This window comes from Psychrobium sp. nBUS_13, assembly GCF_051201665.1.
Lineage (GTDB): Bacteria > Pseudomonadota > Gammaproteobacteria > Enterobacterales > Psychrobiaceae > Psychrobium.
In genome coordinates this window covers 2,409,825-2,430,262 of the sequence record NZ_CP179210.1, presented here as the reverse complement: position 1 = coordinate 2,430,262, position 20,438 = coordinate 2,409,825, and the positions used below count along the sequence as shown (strand labels likewise).

Genomic DNA, 20,438 nt, shown 5'->3' with positions numbered 1-20,438 from the left:
CACAAGTAATACCATTAATTGCATTAAATATTTGCCCACTTGTACTTGTTAAAATTAACTAAAATGGCGTTGCTCTCAATCCTAATAGCCAGCTATTAGTCAATCGAGCGCCTTGTTTTAGCTGATTTTCTCTACGCACAACAAGATCACTTACTTAATGCAATTGGTATAATTATGGTTGTTCCTCTGGCTTTACCTTTCGCCAATATTTATGCAGTGTACATTGAGTTTTACACGTTGCATAAAGTAAATAGTCTGGGTATCGCTCGCTAATATTATCTCTTGTATTGAATTTAGATGCATTAAGGATTTTGGGTTCAGGGTATATTCTTCAATAAACGCAATAAACGCAATAAACGCAATAAACGCAATAAACCATCAGCATGACAGCGCTCTTATCCCGATGGTTTTTGTGTATTGTTATGACCACTTTCTTTAGACAATGGCAGACCGAGACACTATGACACATTCACAACTATCTAATTGGCAACAACTCTTAACGCTAGCGACTGGTATTAAGCAACAACAACTTAATGATTTGTTTAAGGAAGATCCACAGCGATTCGATCATTTCAGTGTTCAATTACCGTCAGTGTTGCTCGACTATTCCAAAAACTTGATCACCAAAGAAATATTTTCGAAACTGATTGATCTGGCTGAAGAAACACAAGTGACAAAATGGCGTGATCAAATGTTTAGTGGTGACAAAATTAACAAAACGGAAAATCGAGCGGTCTTACACACAGCACTACGCAGTGGAAGCGATACGCCATTAATGGTTGATGGTGTCGATGTTTCTGAACAGGTTGCACTAGAGCTTGCCAAAATGAAATCTTTTGTTAACGAGTTTCGTCAAGGTCACTGGCTCGGATATTCTGGAAAACGTATTACTGATATCGTCAATATTGGTGTGGGTGGCTCTAACCTAGGTCCTCAAATGGTGACGGAAGCGTTGAAGCACGACAGTGATGATACGGTGAGAGTTCATTATGTGTCGAACGTCGATGGAGCTCAGATAGCCGAAGTATTGCGTCCACTAAGCCCAGAGAAAGTTCTGTTTATTGTTTCATCAAAAACATTTACCACAACAGACCCTAAGGATTGACTGAAAGGTTAACTTGTTATTAAATACTGTTTTTACATACAGCTAGTTGATGACAAGTAACAATGACCCAGCGAAAAATTATTCACGTTGACATGGACTGCTTTTATGCAGCTGTTGAAATGCGTGATAATCCCGCGCTCGTTAACCAAGCTGTGGCTGTTGGCGGTAGTCGAGAGCGTAGAGGTGTCATTTCTACCTGTAACTATAAAGCGAGAGAGTTTGGTGTTCGTAGTGCTATGTCGACAGGGATGGCGCTAAAACTTTGTCCATCTTTAGTGCTTATGCCTAGTCGAATGCATGTTTATGAAGCGATTTCAAAACAAATTAGACAGATATTTAATCGTTATACTGATTTGGTTGAACCTCTCTCGTTAGATGAAGCTTATTTAGATGTGTCGGAGTGTGAACAGTGCCAAGGCAGCGCGAGTCTCATTGCGTCGAAAATTCGTCAAGAAATCTTTGAAACGACTGGAATTACAGCTTCAGCAGGTGTCGCCCCCAATAAGTTTCTAGCTAAAATAGCGTCTGATCTCGATAAGCCTAATGGGCAATACGTTATTACGCCCAGTGATGTCGATGCGTTTTGTCAGCAATTGTCACTGCGAAAAATTAGTGGAATAGGGAAGGTTACAGCCACTAAATTAGAAAATTTTGGGTTAGTGAATGGCTATGACATTAGGCAAGCAAAGCCCGATTTTTTGAATAGACATTTTGGAAAGCTCGCAGACGTTTTACTCGCTCGATGTTACGGCATTGATAATAGTATGGTTAAGCCAAACAGAGTCCGAAAGTCAGTGGGTGTTGAGCGTACGCTGCCACAAGACTTATCAACGTTAGATGAATGTTTTATAGCGCTTAACAAACTAATGCCAATGCTCAATCAACGTTATGCAGCCACTCGACAACTCCCGATCCATAAGCAAGGTGTTAAACTTAAATTTGACGACTTTCAATCAACAACAGTAGAGCAGGGTGTTGATGAGTATGATGAATCTATTTATATGACATTATTGACTGACGCCTTTGAGCGATCGCAAGGACGACTTATTCGTTTAGTAGGCATCAATGTTGGTGTGCGCGAAGAAGTTAGCGATCAAAACGATGAAAGCGAACAATTACCACAGCTAGATTTGTTTTAGCGTTAATGACCGTTAGATGAGTTTTATTAGCTTTTTTTACTCATATCAAACTCGATCCTTGGTGGTTCATTTTGATAACGCTGATACAGAGCCATCATGGGGTGGGTTTCAAAATGTGTTTTAAATTTGCCATTATCTTCTAAAATCTCAAGACCACGTTCAATTCTTGCTTGTAGTTTTTTATTCTTTTTGTGAATAAAATAGCGACTGGTTCTGGAGGTTCTAAAGCCTAAATTCTTTTCTACCGTGAGCTCTGGGTTTTTATCAAGATGTAGATAGGCACCGTAAAGCTCAACTGGCAATATGTCGATATATCCTTGCTTAAGCAGTCGGTAGACATGGCCAAGTTTTTTGGCATAAACCAAGTTGAGCTGATGTTTGGCGAAGGGATCTGTTTTCCGATCGAAGACTGTACGACCTATTTTAAATGCGCTCATCTGGCCTAGCGATGAAATGTCGCAAAATCGTTGTTGTTCTCCCTGACGAATTAACCCAATGGCAATACCGCCATAACCTCGTAACAAATCAACATCTATTAATTTAAAGTTTGATTTGTGCTTTACATGCGGTTTTCCCCAAAGAACGTCAAGGCCTTGTTCATTTGCCAATGAATAATGCAGTCGCTCACCTCTCATTTTTACTTTACTAGGTCACAGTAGATAATCACCAAATTCTGGCTTACTTGCTTCTAAGGTCATGCAATTGGTATAACCCCAAAAAATATGAATTTCGTTCATATTCTGCCGCATTAAAATTAACAATTTTGCCACGCTTATAGCGAATGATATCTTTCGCACTGGCAGGTATTACGATTAATATTGATAACAGGCAAACAAAGAGCGCGGGTTTTGAATTCATTGTTTATAAAACTCTCTTTAATACCATATATGGTATAAGAACAAGTATGTATAAAAAAAGCATATAAACAAGATAACAATAGTTATAGCAATTGTCAGTGATAAAATGACAATTGCTAACGTGGTTATTGGTTACTTCTCGCTAACAGGAATGTTTTTAAGAATTGCCAATGTAAGTTGCCAGAATCTTTCAACGGTATCGATAAGTACCTTCTCATCGGGAGAATGAGGGAACCGAATTGTTGGACCGTATGACACCATATCCCATTGTGGGTAAGCGTCTTTAAACAGACCACATTCAAGACCTGCATGGATAACCATGATTTTAGGTACTTCACCAAATAGCTCATTATAGGTATCGCGAACGACGCCCATAATTTGCGAGCTAGTATCAGGTTTCCAACCTGGGTATGCACCATCAAATGCTACTTTTGCACCGGCTAATGACAAGATAGAGCCGATAGTGTTTTGTGCATCCAAACGACGTGAGTCCATTAATGAGCGGATCAGGCATTGAACATGAATGTGTTTTGCGCGTGTTTGAATAACCCCAAGATTGTTAGAAGTTTCAACAACGCCCTCAATTTCATCACTCATGCGAAATACGCCATGAGGAATCCCATATAAAGCAGCAATGAGTCGTCGTTGTAAATCAAGCGTTAAAACAACATCGCTTGCTTCACCAGGATCAACAAAAATCGCTAAATCAGGTTCAACAGCAGCGAGCTCTTTTTTAAATACTTGAGTCAATTTCGCAACATCTTCTTTAAAAGCGCTGACGTTACTTGACGGTAATAATATCTCTGTGCTGGCTTCGCGAGGAAGCGCATTGCGCAAGCTACCGCCATCGATACTGACAATACGTATTTGGTACTTATCTGCAAGCTCAAATAAGACACGAGTCAGTATTTTGTTGGCATTGCCACGGCCTAAGTGGATATCAACGCCTGAATGTCCACCTTTTAAACCTTCCACAACAATTGAAAATGGCGTGTGATCTGCAGGTGCCGTTTCATGTTCGATTTCGAAAGTCGCATTAGCGTCAACGCCGCCAGCACAGCCCATGTAGACTTCGCCTTCATCTTCTGAATCTGTATTTAACAAAATTTCGCCATCTAAATAACCAGATTCAAGGCCAAAAGCTCCTGTCATACCAGCTTCTTCATCGACGGTGAATAATGCTTCTAAAGGTCCATGTTCAATTGAATCATCTTCTAAAACTGCAAGCGTCGCACATAGGCCAATACCGTTGTCGGCGCCCAAGGTTGTACCATCAGCAGTTACCCAATCACCATCAATAAATGGCTTGATGGGATCTTTAGTAAAGTCATGAACTTTATCGTTGTTTTTTTGCGGAACCATATCAAGGTGAGCTTGCATTACTACACCTTTACGATTTTCATAACCTTGCGTTGCTGGCTTTTTAATGATGACGTTGCCAACAGTATCGCGAGTTACGCTCAATCCTTTGGTCGTAGCCCAGTCAACGATATGTTGTGCAATGGCTTCTTCGTGCTTTGATGGATGTGGAATAGCACATAGCTGAGAAAACCACTTCCATACAGGCTGTGGCGTTAATGTAGATAAAGGCATGATTGAAATCCTAAGCTAAAATTTGCGGCGTATAATAGCACAACTTCCCGAGATATTTTTAGTGTCTAAGACTTTCGTCTAGTTTAATCTACCTCTGATCTCAATATTAGCATTGATAATCAACCAGCATGGCCTCATAATCAGCGGTTAATAACCCATCTAATAAGTCGACAACAAACTAACTTCATGATTGAACAACTATTTCAATTAACAGCACACCGCACTGATCTTAAGAAAGAAATCATGGGCGGGCTGACGACATTTTTAACCATGGCCTACATTTTGTGCGTAAATCCATTGATTTTGGCACAATCAGGTATGGATAAAGGTGCTGTGTTTGTGGCAACGTGTCTCGCGGCTAGTTTTGGGTGTCTTTTAATGGGCATTATTGCCAACTATCCAATAGCACTTGCGCCGAGTATGGGATTGAATGTTTTTTTTACCTATAGTGTAGTGATTCAATTGGGCTATACATGGCAAGTAGCGCTTGGCGCGGTGTTTTTATCTGGCGTCGTATTTTTAATCATAAGTTTATTTAGAATTAGAGATCTTATCGTCAGTAAAGTACCGCTATCGATGCGACAAGGTATTGCTACTGGCATCGGATTGTTCCTCACCTTGATTTCCCTTAAATTAGCCGGAATAGTAACCTTTGATCAAACTCGTGGTTTGGCGATGGGCAATGTGTTGTCCTTTGAGACCTTGATGTGGGGTATTGGCTTACTAACCATGATTGGTTTCGCTGCTCGAGGTTGGCGTGGTGGAATGATTGTGGCAATTATTATTATTACAATCATAAGTTTAGTTAGTGGTAATACAGAAATTCATGGTGTGGCGTCCTTACCACCTGATGCAATGACGACCTATATGGCGATGGACATAATGGGCGCCTTAGACGTTGGGTTGCTTAGTATTATTTTTGCCTTTTTATTTGTTGATTTATTTGATTCTGCAACAAGTTTAGTGGCCGTCGCGCAGCGCGGCGGACTGCTCAATACAGCAGGGCGATTTGCGCGCTTTGGCCGTGCATTATTTGCCGATGCAAGTGCGACTTTATTTGGGGCTAGTTTAGGAACGTCAACGGTGACAACCTATGTCGAAAGCACGGCAGGCGTTGCTGCTGGTGGTCGCACTGGCTTAACATCTATTGTTGTCGGGGGATTATTTCTTGTTGCAATTTTCCTTTATCCATTGATTGATGCTGTACCTTTAGCTGCCGTATCACCGGTCATTTTTTATGTGGCGACCTTAATGTTAGCCGGTCTTATTAATGTGGAATGGGAAGATTTAACAGAAGCGATTCCTGTTGTTATTACTGCCATTGTTATGCCACTCACGCTATCCATCGCCAACGGTATTGCCCTAGGCTTTATCAGTTACACTTTTATCAAAATAGCCTCTGGGCGTTATAAGCAACTTAACTCATTGGTTGTTATATTGACCTTATTTTTTATTGGTCAGTTGTTACTACTTTCCCCAAAAATATAACACTTTATTACTTGATTTGTCACGGCGCTGTGGTAATTTCTCTGCTTTAATCTTAGTTGGTAGTCGCAGCAAGCGTATTAAGGTCAATAATGAGTATATCTTCAGGCGGTAAAGAACGAACGTTCTCAACCGAACAACAATTAGTTTCTATCACTGATACACGTGGCATTATTGTGTATGCTAATCCTGCTTTTTGTGAAGTTGCGGGTTATTCACCTGAGGAATTGTGTGGACAGCATCATAATATCGTTCGTCATAAAGATATGCCAAAGGCTGCGTTTGCTGATTTATGGAAAAAGCTTAAAGATGGCCGCTCGTGGCGCGGAATGGTAAAAAATCGTTGTAAAAATGGTGATTTTTATTGGGTTGATGCGTATGTCACGCCACTTTATGAAAATAACCAGATCGTAGCGTATCAATCAGTCCGAGTTAAGCCTCAACAAGCACATATCGATAAGGCAAATGCATTATACAGCGCCATCAATAGTGGTAAAAATCCTAGCAAGGGATTATTGTCGCCCTTGATGAAAATAGGGCTATGCAGCTTGTCAGCCATTGGCATTTTGTTATCTAGCGTGATGATAGAATCATCGTTAACAACCTTATTTAGCGTTGGTGCATTTTTAGCACTGGTGATCGCTACACTAAATCAAGAATTATTTGTCCTCCCAAGATTTATTAAACAAGTTAAAAATGATATCGACTCACCGTCTCGCCATATATTTTCTGGCGGCGGAGCGATAGGTGTATTGGATTATCCTCATCAATTATCGCAAGCAAAAATTAGAACGATATTAGGTCGAAGCCGCGATTTAGGCAGTAATTTAGTCGACGTTTCAACTGAACTGGACGGTGCATCATCAGCGAGCTTAGATGGTTTACTTGCTCAAAAAAACGAGTTATCTCAGCTGGCAACAGCCATTACTCAAATGAGTGGTGCTATCAGTGAGGTCAGCAAGAATACAGTCGATTCAAGAGATCGGGTAGACAGCGTCAGCGTTCAATGTGATGACGCTATTGATGCGTTAGAGCACTCTAAAGAGCGCATATCGACCCTAGGTAAAGGCATTGGCGATTCGGCGCATGCAGCGACTGAATTAATCAGTGATGCTGAAGAAATCGCGACTATTATGTCTGAAATACAAGGTATTGCTGATCAAACGAACCTGCTAGCACTAAATGCTGCCATTGAGGCTGCTCGCGCAGGCGAGCAAGGGCGTGGTTTTGCTGTTGTCGCTGATGAAGTAAGAACATTGGCGAGTCGCACGCAAATGGCGACTGAACAAATTCAAAAATCGGTAGAGGCATTACAGCAAACGCTTAGTGATTGGAGCAAGACAATGTTTGATAGCCAAAAAACGGCCGATGATTGTAATGATAAGAGCGAGCATGCCTTAAATGTTATGCGCAACGTTGTCACTGCAATGCATGAAGTGAATCAATTAGGTGAACAAATTGCTGCCGCCGCTGAAGAGCAAAGTGCCGTCGCCTCTGAAATATCAAACAATGTAATCCATGTTGATGGGATCGCACAAAGCAATACACAAATGAGTCAACAAGTTCAACAACAATCAGCAGCTATCAAGTCATGCAGCGCCGACATCCATAAACTCAGCAAGACGTTTAAATAATTAGTACAGTAGTTTTATATTTCAAATACTAATTGGGCTAATGACGAGCGCACCTAGTATTTTTAGGTCGTATTTTGGCCTGCTCTTGAGAATATTACTCACTGATAAGGGTGACTTTAGAGGTAACTTCTCCTTGATGTAATTTTGTCACCAAGGTATCACCTATTGAAAGCTCAGACGCTTGGGTCACAACCTGTTTGTTCTCGTCCAACGTAATACTGTATCCTCGCGCTAACGTGGCAATTGGGCTTACCGAATGTAATTCACGCATCAGTCCTTGATAGCGGGCTTGTTGCGTTGTGAGTTGTTGCGCAATCGCGTGCTTAAGTCGCGTTGCTAATTGTTGATTGTGTGCGGCATGTGCACTAATTTTAGCTTGGGGTGATTGTTGAAGTAATCGCTGCATTAACTGCGCTAATCGTTGTTCATTATTATGTAATTTTGCCGACATAGTCGTGATGATTTGATGACTAAGCTCGTCAATGTATTGTGCTTGTTGCGCTAATTTAAACTTCGGATCTTGTGCTTTTAAGCGACTTGCTAATTCATGAAGTTGCTGACGTTGGGCGTGGATATTATTAGTAATGGCATGATGTAACTGACGTGAAAGCATTGTACATTGCTGTTTTTGCTCTTCGTTACTTACACTTAAAATTTCAGCGGCAGCAGATGGCGTTGGCGCACGATAATCAGCAACGAAATCACTAATAGTAACATCGACTTCATGGCCAACAGCGCTGATAATCGGCAACGGAGAATTGAAAATCGTATGGGCGAGATATTGGTCGTTAAAGCACCATAAATCTTCCATTGAACCGCCCCCACGCGTTAACAGTAATACGTCAACTTCATTGCGATTATTTGCTTGTACAATGGCATTACTTAGCTCTTGAGCCGCTGTATCTCCCTGTACTTGTGAAGGATAAATCACTACGTCAACGAGTGGGTTACGGCGCTTAAGTACGGTTAATACATCGTGAACCGCTGCTCCTGTCGCGCTGGTGATGATACCAATCTTTTTGATACCGCTAGGTAACGGCTTTTTATGTTCACTACTAAATAATCCTTGAGCGGCAAGATCGCATTTTAATTGCTCAAACTGTTGCTGCAATAAACCATCGCCCGCCATGTCCATGACATCAACAAGTAGTTGATAATCACCGCGAGGTTCATAGACACTAATATTTGCTTTAACCATCACCTGCTGGCCATTTTTCGGTCTAAACTTTACAGCTCGATTACGTCCTTTAAACATGGCACATTTAATTTGTGAACGGGCGTCTTTTAACGTGAAATACCAATGGCCAGATGAGGCCGCAACAAAATTTGATATTTCAGCATTGACCCAGACTCGGCCAAAATTGCCTTCAAGCAGACGTTTTATTTCGCTGTTAAGTTTGGAAATATTATAAATATTGGCGCTGGGAGAGTTGAGCATAGATGAAACAAGGTGATAAAAATTATTGCTCAGTGTATAGGGCTAGATAAGGAGAAACAACTGTTTATCGATGAGAGTAGGGCTATTGTCTGCCATTATAGCAATAGCCCTAGTAATTATTGGTCACAATATGACAAGGTTTAGTCTTCCATTTGCGCGACGCGATCGCGTAAGAAATCCATACCAGGTTTATCGTTAAGCAATTCGTGCTTCGTTAACCCCGTTAATTCGTGAGGGAAAACTAGCCATTCATTCGTTTCATATAGGTAGAAATCAGGCGTTCGATCCGTTTTATTATTTTCAGGCTTAAAATAAGGCGTCGCAATCTTCATTTGAGGCGTATTTTTACGACATTTCTTTGTAAGATCTTCAATGATTTGCGCAACACTTAATCCTGTATCATAAACATCGTCGACAATAAGTAATGTATCTTCTGAGTTTACATTGCGGATTATATAATCTAATCCATGGACACGAACATTTGAAACACGCTCTTCAATACCCGTATAAGAGGAGGTGCGAATCGAAATATGATCTGATTTAACACCAAAGAAATCTAACAGTTCTTGTACCGCAATCCCAACAGGAGTGCCGCCTCGCCATACACCAATGATGTAATCAGGTTTACAGCCACTGTCTAATACTTTTAAACCGAGTTTATATGAATCGTCTAAAAGTGTTTGTGCATCGATATATTTTTTAGTCATGTGATTTTCCATTAGGGTGATAGCAACATCGCCATATTGGGAAGGAAGTATAGCAAATGCTAACTAAGAAAAATTAGATTTTTATCAATTGTTGGCTTTAATGACAACAAAAAGGGTGTTTTTACAATTTTATAACGACATATTGTGGTTTATCGTTAAATTAATCGAAAATATTGATTGTGCAGTAAGCACTATTTCCCTATAATACGTCGGCAATATTTAATCCCTTTTATATTCATTTAGGTGAGATGTTGCAATGCTGAGAATCGCTCAAGAAGCTTTAACTTTCGATGATGTTCTACTAGTCCCAGGACATTCTACTGTACTGCCACACACGGCAGACCTTCGCACTAAACTAACAGAAAAAATTCACCTTAATATTCCAATGCTATCTGCATCTATGGATACAGTAACGGAAGCCCGTTTGGCAATCGCGTTAGCGCAAGAAGGCGGCATTGGATTTATTCACAAGAATATGACAATTGAACAGCAAGCTCATGAAGTTGAACTGGTTAAAAAGTTCGAATCTGGCGTTGTTTCAAAGCCCGTCACTGTTGGTCCTGACGTAACAATTCGTGAAATTAACGAGATGCGTGACCGCTTAGGCTTTTCTGGATTTCCTGTAGTGGATAGCCAAAATAACGTTTTAGGCATTATTACATCACGCGATGTTCGTTTTGCGACGAACTTAGATAAGCCGTGTAGCGCGTTAATGACACCAAAAGAAAAGCTAATTGCCGTAACTGATCCGACTGATTCAGAAAATGTATTACACCTAATGCACGAGAATCGCATTGAAAAGATCGTTGTGGTTGATGCGCAGTTCAAGTTACAAGGCATGATCACCGTAAAAGACTTCCAAAAAGCAGAAGATAAACCAAATGCCTGTAAAGACGAGCAAGGTCGTTTACGTGTTGGTGCTGCGGTAGGATGTGGTGCTGGTACTGATGAGCGAATTGCTGCATTGGTTGAAGCGGGCGTTGATGTGTTATTAATTGATACCTCACACGGTCATTCACAAGGCGTTTTAGACCGTATTAAACAAACACGTACTGAATATCCTGAGCTTCAAATTATTGGTGGTAACGTGGCAACAGGTGCTGGCGCACTTGCTATTGCTGATGCTGGTGCTAACGCGGTTAAAGTGGGTATTGGTCCAGGTTCTATTTGTACAACACGTATTGTTACAGGTGTTGGCGTTCCTCAAATTACCGCCGTATCAGATGCTGTTGACGCGTTAGCTGGTCGCAACATTCCAGTAATTGCCGATGGCGGCATCCGTTTCTCTGGTGATATCGCCAAAGCCTTAGTTGCTGGCGCTAACTGCGTCATGATGGGCTCAATGTTCGCTGGTACTGAAGAAGCACCAGGTGAAGTTGAATTATATCAAGGTCGTTACTACAAGTCTTATCGCGGCATGGGATCTATTGGCGCGATGGATCAACGTGATGGTTCATCTGACCGTTATTTCCAAACCAGCAAAGAAGCGTCAAAACTTGTGCCTGAAGGCATCGAAGGTCGTGTTGCTTACAAGGGACCAATTTCAAATATCATTCATCAACAACTTGGTGGTATTCGCAGCGCAATGGGCTTGACTGGTTGCGGCACGATTGAAGCGTTAGGCACTAAAGCTCAATTCGTAAAAATTACTTCAGCGGGGATGGGCGAGTCTCATGTTCATGACGTAACTATTACGAAAGAAGCACCAAACTACCGCATGGGTTAATTCCCCACAGTTCATAACAAGGGCATCGACTGATGCCTTTATTTAATTAATTTTTAAAGGGTTATTCATGAGCAACATACATGATCATCGCATACTGATTTTAGATTTCGGTTCACAATACACACAGCTGATCGCGCGCCGAATTCGTGAAATAGGTGTTTACTGTGAACTTTGGGGTTGGGATGTTTCTGAGGAAAAAATTCGCGAATTTAATCCTAACGGTATTATCTTGTCTGGTGGCCCAGAGTCGGTAACACTCGACGATGCGCCAGTAGCACCGCAATATGTCTTTGAAGCGGGTGTGCCTGTGTTAGGTGTGTGTTACGGCATGCAAACAATGTCTGCACAACTTGGCGGTAGTGTTGAAACATCATCAGAGCGTGAATTTGGTTATGCCAAGGTCGAACGCGTTGGCGAATGTGAGTTATTTAAAAATATTGAAGATGAAATCATCGACAGTAATGCATTTTTAGACGTTTGGATGAGTCATGGTGATAAAGTCGCGACTATTCCATCATCTTTCAAAACGATTGCAAAAACCGACAGTTGTCCTTTTGCTGCAATGGCTGATGAAGAGCGTCGTTTTTACGGTGTTCAGTTCCACCCAGAAGTGACTCATACTAAGCAAGGTGGTCGTCTTCTAGAGCGTTTCGTAGTAGATATTTGTGGATGTGAAAAGAAATGGACACCGGGCTCTATTATCGATGATGCTGTGGCACGTATAAAAGAACAAGTCGGTGATGACGAGGTTATTCTTGGTCTGTCTGGTGGGGTTGATAGTTCAGTAACGGCGATGTTAATTCAACGTGCGATTGGCGATAAATTAACCTGTGTATTTGTTGATAATGGCTTGTTACGTTTAAACGAAGCAGATCAAGTGATGGATATGTTTGGCGAGCACTTTGGACTAAACATCGTTCACGTTGATGGCGAAAATCGTTTCTTAGATGCACTTAAAGGGGAAGATGAGCCGGAAGCTAAGCGTAAGATTATTGGCCATGTTTTTGTCGATATTTTTGATGAAGAATCTAAAAAGTGCGAGAACGCAAAGTGGCTAGCACAGGGCACTATCTATCCTGATGTGATTGAATCTGCGGCTGCGGGTACCGGTAAAGCACATGTTATCAAATCTCACCACAATGTAGGCGGATTGCCTGATGATATGGAAATGGGCTTAGTAGAGCCATTACGTGAGCTCTTTAAAGATGAAGTGCGCCGTATTGGTTTAGAGTTAGGCTTGCCGTATGACATGTTATATCGTCATCCTTTCCCTGGGCCTGGTTTAGGTGTTCGTGTTCTTGGTGAAGTGAAGAAAGAGTACTGCGACCTATTACGCCGTGCTGATGCTATTTTCATTGAAGAGCTGCATAAAGCCGACTTATACCACAAAGTAAGCCAAGCATTTACCGTATTCTTGCCTGTTAAGTCAGTGGGCGTCATGGGCGATGGTCGTAAATATGATTGGGTTGTGTCATTACGTTGTGTCGAAACAATTGATTTCATGACGGCGGTGTGGTCACAACTGCCTTATGAGTTACTTGGTCATGTCTCAAATCGTATTATTAATGAAATTGATGGCATTTCTCGTGTTGTTTATGATATTTCAGGTAAACCACCTGCGACTATCGAATGGGAATAGTATTTTAATTTTCTAAATATTATTTGCTAAAACGCCGAGCATTGAGATAATGCTCGGCGTTTTTGGTTTTAGGCGCTTTAGCGATGGAATTTGAGTATACAACCCCACAACTTAATGAGTTGTCACAAGATGAATGTGACCGCTATTGGATAACGTATGCTATGACGCTTGCCGACAAGGCAGAGCAAGCCGATGAAGTACCAGTTGGTGCGGTATTAGTGCTTGGTAATGAGATTGTTGGTGAAGGGTATAATTTAGTGATTAATGAGCATGATCCCTGTGCTCACGCTGAAATAATGGCACTGCGCCATGGCGGTAAGCGTATTGAAAATTATCGTCTATTAGATGCGACTTTATACGTGACACTTGAACCATGCTGTATGTGTGCGGGAGCTATAATTCATAGCCGCATTAAACGCGTTGTTTATGGTGCAAGTGATTTGAAAACAGGGGCTGCTGGCTCAGCATTTTCATTATTGCAAGACAGTAAACATAATCACCAAGTTGAAGTAACCAGTGGAATACTTGCATCGGAGTGCGCTCATCAAATAAGTGCTTTCTTTAAAAAGCGTCGCGCCCAAAAAAAAGCACTTAAACAACGAGAATAACAGCATAAAGTTTGAGATAGTCATCATAAGTACTTGGCTGGAGACTCATTTAGCGCTAGGCTAAATAAAGGCCATTGAAGGAGTGCGCATTATGACTAAAACCATTTCAAACCTCCGCAATAAATCCTTATTGTTTGTTGGTTGGTTATTGTTTTCGATAAGCGCGTCGGCAAAGCAACAAGAAATACTCATCGTTGCAGATGATAGCTACCCACCTTATTCCTATGTTGAAAATAATGAGATAAAAGGCATCTATATTGATTTGATCAATCTTGCTGCTCAGCGATTAACGAAAGACTACAAAATTAAATTCGTCGCTATGCCTTGGAAACGTGCATTACAAGAAGTTAAATTAGGAGATGCCTTTGCTGTTATTCCACCGTATATTCACAGTCATAAACGAGATTACATTTGGCCTTATTCAGCGCCACTTGCCTATGAAAGAGTCGTTGCTCACTGTCATGATTCTATCGATCTTCGAGAGCATTTGATGATGCAAGGTGACAAACCTAACAAACAAAGTATTAATGTGGGCATTAATGCTGGGTATATGATTCTAAATGAACGACTTAGCCAAGCAAAAGCTCATGGCCTTATTAAAGTGTGGGAAAACCGTAGTACGAAGGCGAATGTACTAAAACTGATTAATCGTCGCATAGATTGTTATCTTAACGATCCCCTGTCAACTAAATGGGTGCTAAAGGACATTACAGCCGATAACGAATCATTCAATTTTAAAGAGATACATCAAACGATTGAAGTGATGGTTCAAACTGCTCATATTGGCTATAGCAGTGACGAGAATAACCGTTTTAAGTTTAAAGAAGACTTTGTGAAACGCTTTGATAAGGCATTAGCCGCTGTTAAGCGAGAAAATTCCTTAGATAAAATTGTTGCGCAATATGTTCCCTAATTACCACTGGCGATAAACAGGGTAACGGCCATGTGCTTTATCATAAAACGGTGATTGACGATAAAACCACGCTAATCTGGCACGAGGATCATTAGCAAAATCTTTATCTGTGTTAAGTTTTTCTTCAAATTCAGAACGTAATGCCGGCGATTGTTTTAACATTTCCTTTGCCATGGGAACGACCGCATAGCCTTCAATATATTCGGTGCGTTGGAAAATAGTGTTAAAGAATTCCCATTGGAAAAGAGAATCACTGGCCTGAGGTTCTAATAACATGAACGCCAATTTACCTAAGGGCTGTTCTAGACTTATACCAATTGCATTAAGTAAGTGATCTGGTTGTGCGTAGAGAAAACCAGCTAAAACAAGGCACTCGATTGACTAATAGCTGGCTATTAGGATTGAGAGCAACGCCATTTTAGTTAATTTTAACAAGTACAAGTGGGCAAATATTTAATGCAATAGGTATTAGTGGTTATCAATAAATCACAGGCGTAATAGCATTAACGGTGGTGAATGGTAGTTAAATTAAAAGATTTCGCAATGACACATATTGCTTTAATGAGACACTGTTTAGGTCGGTAATTAATGAGGTGTGCAAGTAGGTTATCGCACACCTTTTTAGATTACTTATGGCGTGAGCGCAGATTATCCATAATCTCCGTCAGCGGCACGTCTTTACCTCGTAGCAGAACCAGCAAATGATAAAGTAAATCAGAAGACTCGTTAATTAGTTCATCACGATCATCGGTTGCTGCAGCAAGAGCTACTTCAACGCCTTCTTCACCTACTTTTTGCGCCATGCGTTTTACGCCGCTATTAAACAGTGATGCCGTGTAGCTGCTTTCGTCGCGGTCAATATAACGCGCGTCGATGACTTGATTAAGTTGGCTAATAAAATCAAGATCAAAGCCTTTTGAATCAGCAAAGCAACTTTGAGTACCAAGATGACACGTTGGTCCAGCAGGCTGTGCCATCACTAATAATGTATCTTTGTCACAATCGATGGCCATATCCTTAACATGGAGGAAATCACCTGAGGTTTCACCTTTGGTCCATAAGCGATTCTTAGTACGGGAGAAAAAGGTCACCTTCATACTAGCAAGTGTCGTGTCTAATGCTTCTTGATTCATATACCCGAGCATCAAAATTTGACCATTAAAGCTATCTTGAACAATCACAGGCAATAGATTGTCGACTTTCTCCCATTTAATGGCGGTTATTTGCGTCGTTGTTAACATAGTCTTATCTCAATATTGTCTTGGTTAAGTGAGCGTTTTAGCGCATCTATTTCAATAATTTGTTTGTGGAATACACTTGCTGCTAGCGCGCCATCGACGTTGGCTTTGGCAAATACATCGTAAAAGTGACTGATTTCACCAGCGCCGCCTGAGGCTATTAGTGGCACGTTACATACGTCACGAACAAGGCGTAATTGCGCGATATCATAACCGTCGCGCACGCCATCTTTATTCATCACGTTTAGAACAATTTCGCCGGCGCCGCGTGCTTGTACTTCTTTTACCCAGTCCAGCGTTTGCCATTGCGTCGTGCGTGTTTTGGTTTCATCACCGGTAAATTGCTTCACCTGATATAACCCGGTGTCTTTATCAAAGTAGCTATCGATACCTACAACGATACATTGCTGGCCAAATTCGTGAGTAAGTTCTGTTATCAGCTGCGGATTGGCCAGTGCAGGAGAGTTAATCGAAATTTTATCCGCCCCAAAAGCCAAAATTTTAGCGGCGTCTTCAATGGTTTTAATACCACCTGCGACACAAAAAGGAATATCTACCTGTTCGCTGATGCGTTCAACCCAACTTTTATCAACAATGCGATCGTCACTTGAGGCGGTAATATCGTAAAAAACTAATTCATCGGCGCCTTCTTGTGCATAGCGTTTGGCCAGCGGCACAATATCACCAATGATTTCGTGATTGCGAAACTGAACGCCTTTAACCACCATGCCATCTTTAACGTCAAGGCACGGAATTATCCGTTTTGCGAGCATGCGATGGCCTCCTCAACACTAAACTTGCCTTCGAGTAAGGCGCGGCCAACAATCACGCCAGCAACGTTACACGGGTTTAAAGCCTCGATGTCTGCTAAATCACCAATGCCGCCCGATGATTGCCAATCAATTTGTGGCCAGTCTACAACAAGCTCGGTGTATAGCGCGGTATTTGAGCCAGATAGCGTGCCATCTTTACTGATGTCGGTGCATAGTACGTGCTTTAGACCAAGGGGAATGAACCGATTGAGTAACTCTTCAATGGTAACGCCTGAGTTTTCTTGCCAGCCGTGTGTCGCGACGTGCTTATTTCCTTGTTCATCAATGTTAAGATCTAACGCCAAAACAATTTTTTCACTGCCATAGGTTTTAAACCATTGTTCAACAAGTGCTGGTTGTTTTACCGCTAATGAGCCGATAACAACGCGTGAAGCACCTGCATTGAGCAAGTCGATAATATCTTGTTCGCTACGAATGCCACCGCCAACTTGAAGGCCTACATTCTTAACGCCATTCATCATCTCGCTAATGAGGGATAGTTGGCGCTTAGCAGGATCTTTTGCGCCAGTTAGATCAACAAGGTGCAGCCATGTAGCACCTTGGTCGGCGTAATGTTGTAATTGTTCAACAGGTGAAAAGGCGTAAGTTGTTTGTTGAGCGTAATCGCCTTGATAAAGGCGAACAACTTCCCCGTCGATTAAGTCTAATGCTGGAATGATCATAAGCCAATTTTTTCCTGTGTCGCTGAAATTGCTAAAAAGTTTTTAAGAATGTGAGAGCCAACTTTTCCTGAGCGCTCTGGGTGAAACTGCACGCCGTAAAAGTTATTTTGACTAATAGCCGCTGAGAACGCTTGGCCATAATCACTTTGTGCAGCGGTAAAAGCGCCTGTTGGCACTGCAAAACTATGCACAAAGTACACGTAGCTGCCTTCGTCTATCCCGTTAAATAGCGGTGATTTCAGATGAGTTAACTGATTCCATCCCATGTGAGGTAACGGCAAGTTATCACTGTTTTGCATCGCCGATACCTTGGTATCGATTAGGCCAAGGCAACTAACGCTACGCTCCTGCGAAGACTTGGTTAGCAATTGCATTCCTAAGCAGATCCCCAATACAGGTTGCGTTAACGATTGAATGAACGTGATCAATTTGAACTGCGCTAGTTTTTCCATTGCCGCGCCAGCCGTACCGACCCCTGGCAATACCACATGACTAGCAGAGCGAATAAAGTCTTGATCGCGAGTTACCGTAACATCATCGCAAATTCGCTCAAAAGCGCAACGCACAGAGGTGATATTAGCGCAGCCTGTATCGATGATAGCAACGTTAATTTTACTCATTACAACACACCTTTACTGCTTGGAAGCTGAGTACCTTCCACTTTAATAGCTTGGCGCAGGGTACGGCCAAAAGACTTAAAAATGCCTTCGACTAAGTGGTGACTATTCTTACCTTCGCCTTTGATGTGCAGTGTCGCTGCCATCGCACTCGATAGCGAGTGGAAGAAATGCGGCACCATTTCGGTTGCCAACTCCCCGACGCGCTCATTAGCAAACTCGGCGTTAAATTCAAGCCAGCCACGACCTGATAAATCCAGTGCACAAGTACACAAGCATTCATCCATTGGCAGTGTAAAACCGAAACGGCCGATGCCACGTTTATCGCCGAGTGCTTTAGCGAGTGCGTTACCTAAGGCTATTGCCGTATCTTCGACGGTGTGGTGATCATCGATGTGTAAATCACCGCTAACTTGTGCATTGAGCTCAAAGCCGCCGTGAGTAGCAATTTGATCGAGCATGTGATCGAAAAAACCAATGCCGGTAGAGATAACGCTGCCACCTTGTTTGTCTAAATTTACACTGACGTTAATTTGAGTTTCATTAGTATTGCGAACAACGGAAGCAGTGCGCACTTTGACCGTTAACGCGCGGGCAATATCGTTCCAATTAAGGGTCGTTGGGCAATATTTAAATGACTTGAGTCCCATGTTGTTAGCCAATTCAATATCTGTTTGGCGATCGCCAATGACATAACTATTCTCAAAGTCGACACGGCCAGCTTGTAGCAAGTCTTTTACCAAGCCAAGTTTTGGTTTTCGGCAGTTGCAATTATCTTCGTCAAAATGCGGGCAAATCAACACCTCTGAAAACTTAACACCTTGGGAAGCAAAAATTGCCATCATTTTATCGTGGGCTAAGTCAAAGTCTGCTTGTGGGAAACTTGATGTGCCAAGACCATCTTGATTAGACACCATGATCAATTCATACCCAGCCTGTTGCAGCTGTAATAGCACCGGGATAACGTTAGGTTCAAAGACTAACTTGTCTAGCGTATCGAGTTGTTTGTCAACGCTTGGCTCTTCGACTAAGGTGCCGTCGCGATCGATAAATAAAATTTTACTTCTCATGTCTTTTCTCTTTTGAATTCGGTTCAACTTTCAGTAAGCTAATTAAAAATTCTCTAACTAAAAGTGTGCTAATTAACAGTGCTGTTGTTAAATATTCATTGAGCTAGGCAGCTGTCTGCTTAGCAATGCTAATTAATGTCGCTGTGAGTTTTTTCATTTCATCATGGCTGCCGATGCTAAATCTCAAACAACGTTCTAAGGTTGGAACCTGTGATTGATTTCTTACCACAATGCCGGCTCGGCCAAGTTCTTTAAACCAGTGATCATTGTTAAAGCGCACCAGCACAAAATTACCACCAGAATGATAGACTTCTTCTATCCCTTGTAGCGGCGTAATATCACTTGCAAACTGTTGTGCTAGTTGATTGAGTTCGCTTACTTGTTGGCGCATTTGTGCAACGCCATCAACCGTTAATGCTTGCGCTGCAATATCGCCTACGGGTGCTGAAATCGGGTAGGGTGCAATGACCTTTTTTGCCAGATTAATAATGTGCTGATTAGCCAGCATAAAACCACAACGCAATCCTGCAAGTCCAAAGGCTTTTGACAGCGTGCGCAATACCACGACGTTGTTATATTGATTGATTAAACTTGCGCAGCTTAACTGCGCTGAAAACTCAATATAAGCTTCATCAACCACAACGACACATTGTTCGCTTGTTGCTTCAATGATCTGCTCAATATCCTCAGGCGTCATGGTTGACCCTGTTGGATTATTGGGGTTACAAATAAAGAGTAACGACGAATCTTTAAGCTTAGCGGTTAAGTTACTATCGAGTTGCCAATTTGGCGTTAGCGGCACTTCATTCACTGCCACATTACAGGTTGCGGCGCTAATGGCATACATGCCGTAGGTTGGTGTACAAATGGTAATACTGTCTTTACCGGGTACGCAAAACGTTCGGATCAGCAATTCAATGGCTTCATCGGCGCCGCGCGAGGCTAATATTTGACTGTCATCTAGTTTGCTGTAACGAGCATAGTTTTCAATAAGCTGCGTTGGTTGAAATTCAGGATAACGATTATATGCTACAGCGCTATTGGCAAAAGGCGATTCATTCGCATTAAGCCAAATATCACCAGAGCCGCCAATACGACGCGCCGACTGATAGGGCGTCATCGTTAACAACTCGGGGCGCGCTAGGCGATTAATTAACGAAACATCACTCATTTA

The 20,438-nt window shown here is 41.9% G+C and carries 19 protein-coding genes; 8 read left to right on the top strand and 11 right to left on the bottom strand.

The genetic code is table 11. The features are described from left to right. The first annotated feature begins 460 nt into the window (after positions 1–460). Positions 461–1,105, top strand: coding sequence for a hypothetical protein (locus tag ACMAZF_RS11085; RefSeq protein ID WP_435273907.1), 645 nt, complete (start codon positions 461–463; stop codon positions 1,103–1,105). A 62-nt stretch (positions 1,106–1,167) separates the two neighbouring features. Beyond that, complete coding sequence (gene dinB, locus ACMAZF_RS11080; protein WP_435273906.1) at positions 1,168–2,244, top strand: DNA polymerase IV; 1,077 nt, start codon at positions 1,168–1,170, stop codon at positions 2,242–2,244. Between the two features lie 26 nt (positions 2,245–2,270). On the opposite strand, the gene ACMAZF_RS11075 is transcribed toward dinB, so the two are convergent. Both ACMAZF_RS11075 and ACMAZF_RS11070 read right to left on the bottom strand, forming a co-directional pair. Then, a complete protein-coding gene (locus ACMAZF_RS11075) occupies positions 2,271–2,879 on the bottom strand; it encodes a hypothetical protein (protein ID WP_435273905.1) in 609 nt (202 codons plus the stop codon). A 354-nt stretch (positions 2,880–3,233) separates the two neighbouring features. After that, positions 3,234–4,697 carry an aminoacyl-histidine dipeptidase gene (locus tag ACMAZF_RS11070; RefSeq protein ID WP_435277231.1) on the bottom strand — a complete coding sequence of 488 codons (1,464 nt, stop codon included), beginning with the start codon at positions 4,695–4,697 and terminating at the stop codon, positions 3,234–3,236. Between the two features lie 183 nt (positions 4,698–4,880). On the opposite strand from ACMAZF_RS11070, the gene ACMAZF_RS11065 reads away from it, so the two are divergent. Together ACMAZF_RS11065 and ACMAZF_RS11060 are read left to right on the top strand one after the other, a co-directional pair. Then, positions 4,881–6,182, top strand: a complete 1,302-nt coding sequence (locus tag ACMAZF_RS11065; protein ID WP_435273904.1) for an NCS2 family permease — start codon at positions 4,881–4,883, stop codon at positions 6,180–6,182. 89 nt (positions 6,183–6,271) lie between these two features. Then, a complete protein-coding gene (locus ACMAZF_RS11060) occupies positions 6,272–7,813 on the top strand; it encodes a methyl-accepting chemotaxis protein (protein WP_435273903.1) in 1,542 nt (513 codons plus the stop codon). A gap of 94 nt (positions 7,814–7,907) precedes the next feature. On the opposite strand, the gene xseA is transcribed toward ACMAZF_RS11060, so the two are convergent. Both xseA and ACMAZF_RS11050 read right to left on the bottom strand, forming a co-directional pair. Continuing rightward, positions 7,908–9,251: an exodeoxyribonuclease VII large subunit gene (gene xseA, locus ACMAZF_RS11055; protein ID WP_435273902.1), complete on the bottom strand. Its 1,344-nt coding sequence runs from the start codon at positions 9,249–9,251 to the stop codon at positions 7,908–7,910. A gap of 140 nt (positions 9,252–9,391) precedes the next feature. After that, on the bottom strand, positions 9,392–9,958 hold the full coding sequence (locus tag ACMAZF_RS11050) for a phosphoribosyltransferase (RefSeq protein ID WP_435273901.1): 567 nt from the start codon (positions 9,956–9,958) through the stop codon (positions 9,392–9,394). A gap of 256 nt (positions 9,959–10,214) precedes the next feature. On the opposite strand from ACMAZF_RS11050, the gene guaB reads away from it, so the two are divergent. From guaB to ACMAZF_RS11030, 4 genes are all read left to right on the top strand, one after another. Further along, positions 10,215–11,684, top strand: a complete 1,470-nt coding sequence (gene guaB, locus ACMAZF_RS11045) for an IMP dehydrogenase (protein ID WP_435273900.1) — start codon at positions 10,215–10,217, stop codon at positions 11,682–11,684. A gap of 67 nt (positions 11,685–11,751) precedes the next feature. After that, positions 11,752–13,323: a glutamine-hydrolyzing GMP synthase gene (guaA, locus tag ACMAZF_RS11040; RefSeq protein WP_435273899.1), complete on the top strand. Its 1,572-nt coding sequence runs from the start codon at positions 11,752–11,754 to the stop codon at positions 13,321–13,323. A gap of 83 nt (positions 13,324–13,406) precedes the next feature. After that, positions 13,407–13,931 carry a tRNA adenosine(34) deaminase TadA gene (gene tadA / locus ACMAZF_RS11035; protein WP_435273898.1) on the top strand — a complete coding sequence of 175 codons (525 nt, stop codon included), beginning with the start codon at positions 13,407–13,409 and terminating at the stop codon, positions 13,929–13,931. Between the two features lie 91 nt (positions 13,932–14,022). Further along, positions 14,023–14,844: a substrate-binding periplasmic protein gene (locus tag ACMAZF_RS11030; protein ID WP_435273897.1), complete on the top strand. Its 822-nt coding sequence runs from the start codon at positions 14,023–14,025 to the stop codon at positions 14,842–14,844. On the opposite strand, the gene ACMAZF_RS11025 is transcribed toward ACMAZF_RS11030, so the two are convergent. From ACMAZF_RS11025 to hisC, 7 genes are all read right to left on the bottom strand, one after another. Then, on the bottom strand, positions 14,845–15,120 hold the full coding sequence (locus ACMAZF_RS11025) for a hypothetical protein (RefSeq protein ID WP_435273896.1): 276 nt from the start codon (positions 15,118–15,120) through the stop codon (positions 14,845–14,847). It abuts the gene before it with no gap. Positions 15,121–15,470: 350 nt separating this feature from the next. Further along, the gene (gene hisIE, locus ACMAZF_RS11020; protein WP_435273895.1) at positions 15,471–16,085 is read right to left on the bottom strand and encodes a bifunctional phosphoribosyl-AMP cyclohydrolase/phosphoribosyl-ATP diphosphatase HisIE; all 615 of its coding nucleotides are present in this window, start codon (positions 16,083–16,085) and stop codon (positions 15,471–15,473) included. After that, the gene (gene hisF, locus ACMAZF_RS11015; RefSeq protein WP_435273894.1) at positions 16,079–16,855 is read right to left on the bottom strand and encodes an imidazole glycerol phosphate synthase subunit HisF; all 777 of its coding nucleotides are present in this window, start codon (positions 16,853–16,855) and stop codon (positions 16,079–16,081) included. The genes hisIE and hisF overlap by 7 nt, the downstream gene beginning before the upstream one ends. Continuing rightward, on the bottom strand, positions 16,837–17,577 hold the full coding sequence (gene hisA / locus ACMAZF_RS11010; RefSeq protein ID WP_435273893.1) for a 1-(5-phosphoribosyl)-5-[(5-phosphoribosylamino)methylideneamino]imidazole-4-carboxamide isomerase: 741 nt from the start codon (positions 17,575–17,577) through the stop codon (positions 16,837–16,839). The genes hisF and hisA overlap by 19 nt, the downstream gene beginning before the upstream one ends. Beyond that, on the bottom strand, positions 17,574–18,197 hold the full coding sequence (gene hisH, locus ACMAZF_RS11005) for an imidazole glycerol phosphate synthase subunit HisH (RefSeq protein ID WP_435273892.1): 624 nt from the start codon (positions 18,195–18,197) through the stop codon (positions 17,574–17,576). The genes hisA and hisH overlap by 4 nt, the downstream gene beginning before the upstream one ends. Beyond that, positions 18,197–19,264, bottom strand: a complete 1,068-nt coding sequence (gene hisB, locus ACMAZF_RS11000) for a bifunctional histidinol-phosphatase/imidazoleglycerol-phosphate dehydratase HisB (protein WP_435273891.1) — start codon at positions 19,262–19,264, stop codon at positions 18,197–18,199. The genes hisH and hisB overlap by 1 nt, the downstream gene beginning before the upstream one ends. A 103-nt stretch (positions 19,265–19,367) precedes the next feature. After that, entirely contained in the window at positions 19,368–20,435 is a 1,068-nt protein-coding gene (gene hisC / locus ACMAZF_RS10995) for a histidinol-phosphate transaminase (protein ID WP_435273890.1), read from the bottom strand. Between the last annotated feature and the right edge of the window lie 3 nt (positions 20,436–20,438).

Coding starts and splice junctions, on each gene's coding strand:
- ACMAZF_RS11085 (WP_435273907.1), top strand. CDS start 461: ATGACACATTCACAACTATCTAATTGGCAACAACTCTTAACGCTAGCG.
- dinB (WP_435273906.1), top strand. CDS start 1,168: ATGACCCAGCGAAAAATTATTCACGTTGACATGGACTGCTTTTATGCA.
- ACMAZF_RS11075 (WP_435273905.1), bottom strand. CDS start 2,879: ATGAGAGGTGAGCGACTGCATTATTCATTGGCAAATGAACAAGGCCTT.
- ACMAZF_RS11065 (WP_435273904.1), top strand. CDS start 4,881: ATGATTGAACAACTATTTCAATTAACAGCACACCGCACTGATCTTAAG.
- ACMAZF_RS11060 (WP_435273903.1), top strand. CDS start 6,272: ATGAGTATATCTTCAGGCGGTAAAGAACGAACGTTCTCAACCGAACAA.
- xseA (WP_435273902.1), bottom strand. CDS start 9,251: ATGCTCAACTCTCCCAGCGCCAATATTTATAATATTTCCAAACTTAAC.
- ACMAZF_RS11050 (WP_435273901.1), bottom strand. CDS start 9,958: ATGACTAAAAAATATATCGATGCACAAACACTTTTAGACGATTCATAT.
- guaB (WP_435273900.1), top strand. CDS start 10,215: ATGCTGAGAATCGCTCAAGAAGCTTTAACTTTCGATGATGTTCTACTA.
- guaA (WP_435273899.1), top strand. CDS start 11,752: ATGAGCAACATACATGATCATCGCATACTGATTTTAGATTTCGGTTCA.
- tadA (WP_435273898.1), top strand. CDS start 13,407: ATGGAATTTGAGTATACAACCCCACAACTTAATGAGTTGTCACAAGAT.
- ACMAZF_RS11030 (WP_435273897.1), top strand. CDS start 14,023: ATGACTAAAACCATTTCAAACCTCCGCAATAAATCCTTATTGTTTGTT.
- ACMAZF_RS11025 (WP_435273896.1), bottom strand. CDS start 15,120: ATGTTATTAGAACCTCAGGCCAGTGATTCTCTTTTCCAATGGGAATTC.
- hisIE (WP_435273895.1), bottom strand. CDS start 16,085: ATGTTAACAACGACGCAAATAACCGCCATTAAATGGGAGAAAGTCGAC.
- hisF (WP_435273894.1), bottom strand. CDS start 16,855: ATGCTCGCAAAACGGATAATTCCGTGCCTTGACGTTAAAGATGGCATG.
- hisA (WP_435273893.1), bottom strand. CDS start 17,577: ATGATCATTCCAGCATTAGACTTAATCGACGGGGAAGTTGTTCGCCTT.
- hisH (WP_435273892.1), bottom strand. CDS start 18,197: ATGAGTAAAATTAACGTTGCTATCATCGATACAGGCTGCGCTAATATC.
- hisB (WP_435273891.1), bottom strand. CDS start 19,264: ATGAGAAGTAAAATTTTATTTATCGATCGCGACGGCACCTTAGTCGAA.
- hisC (WP_435273890.1), bottom strand. CDS start 20,435: ATGAGTGATGTTTCGTTAATTAATCGCCTAGCGCGCCCCGAGTTGTTA.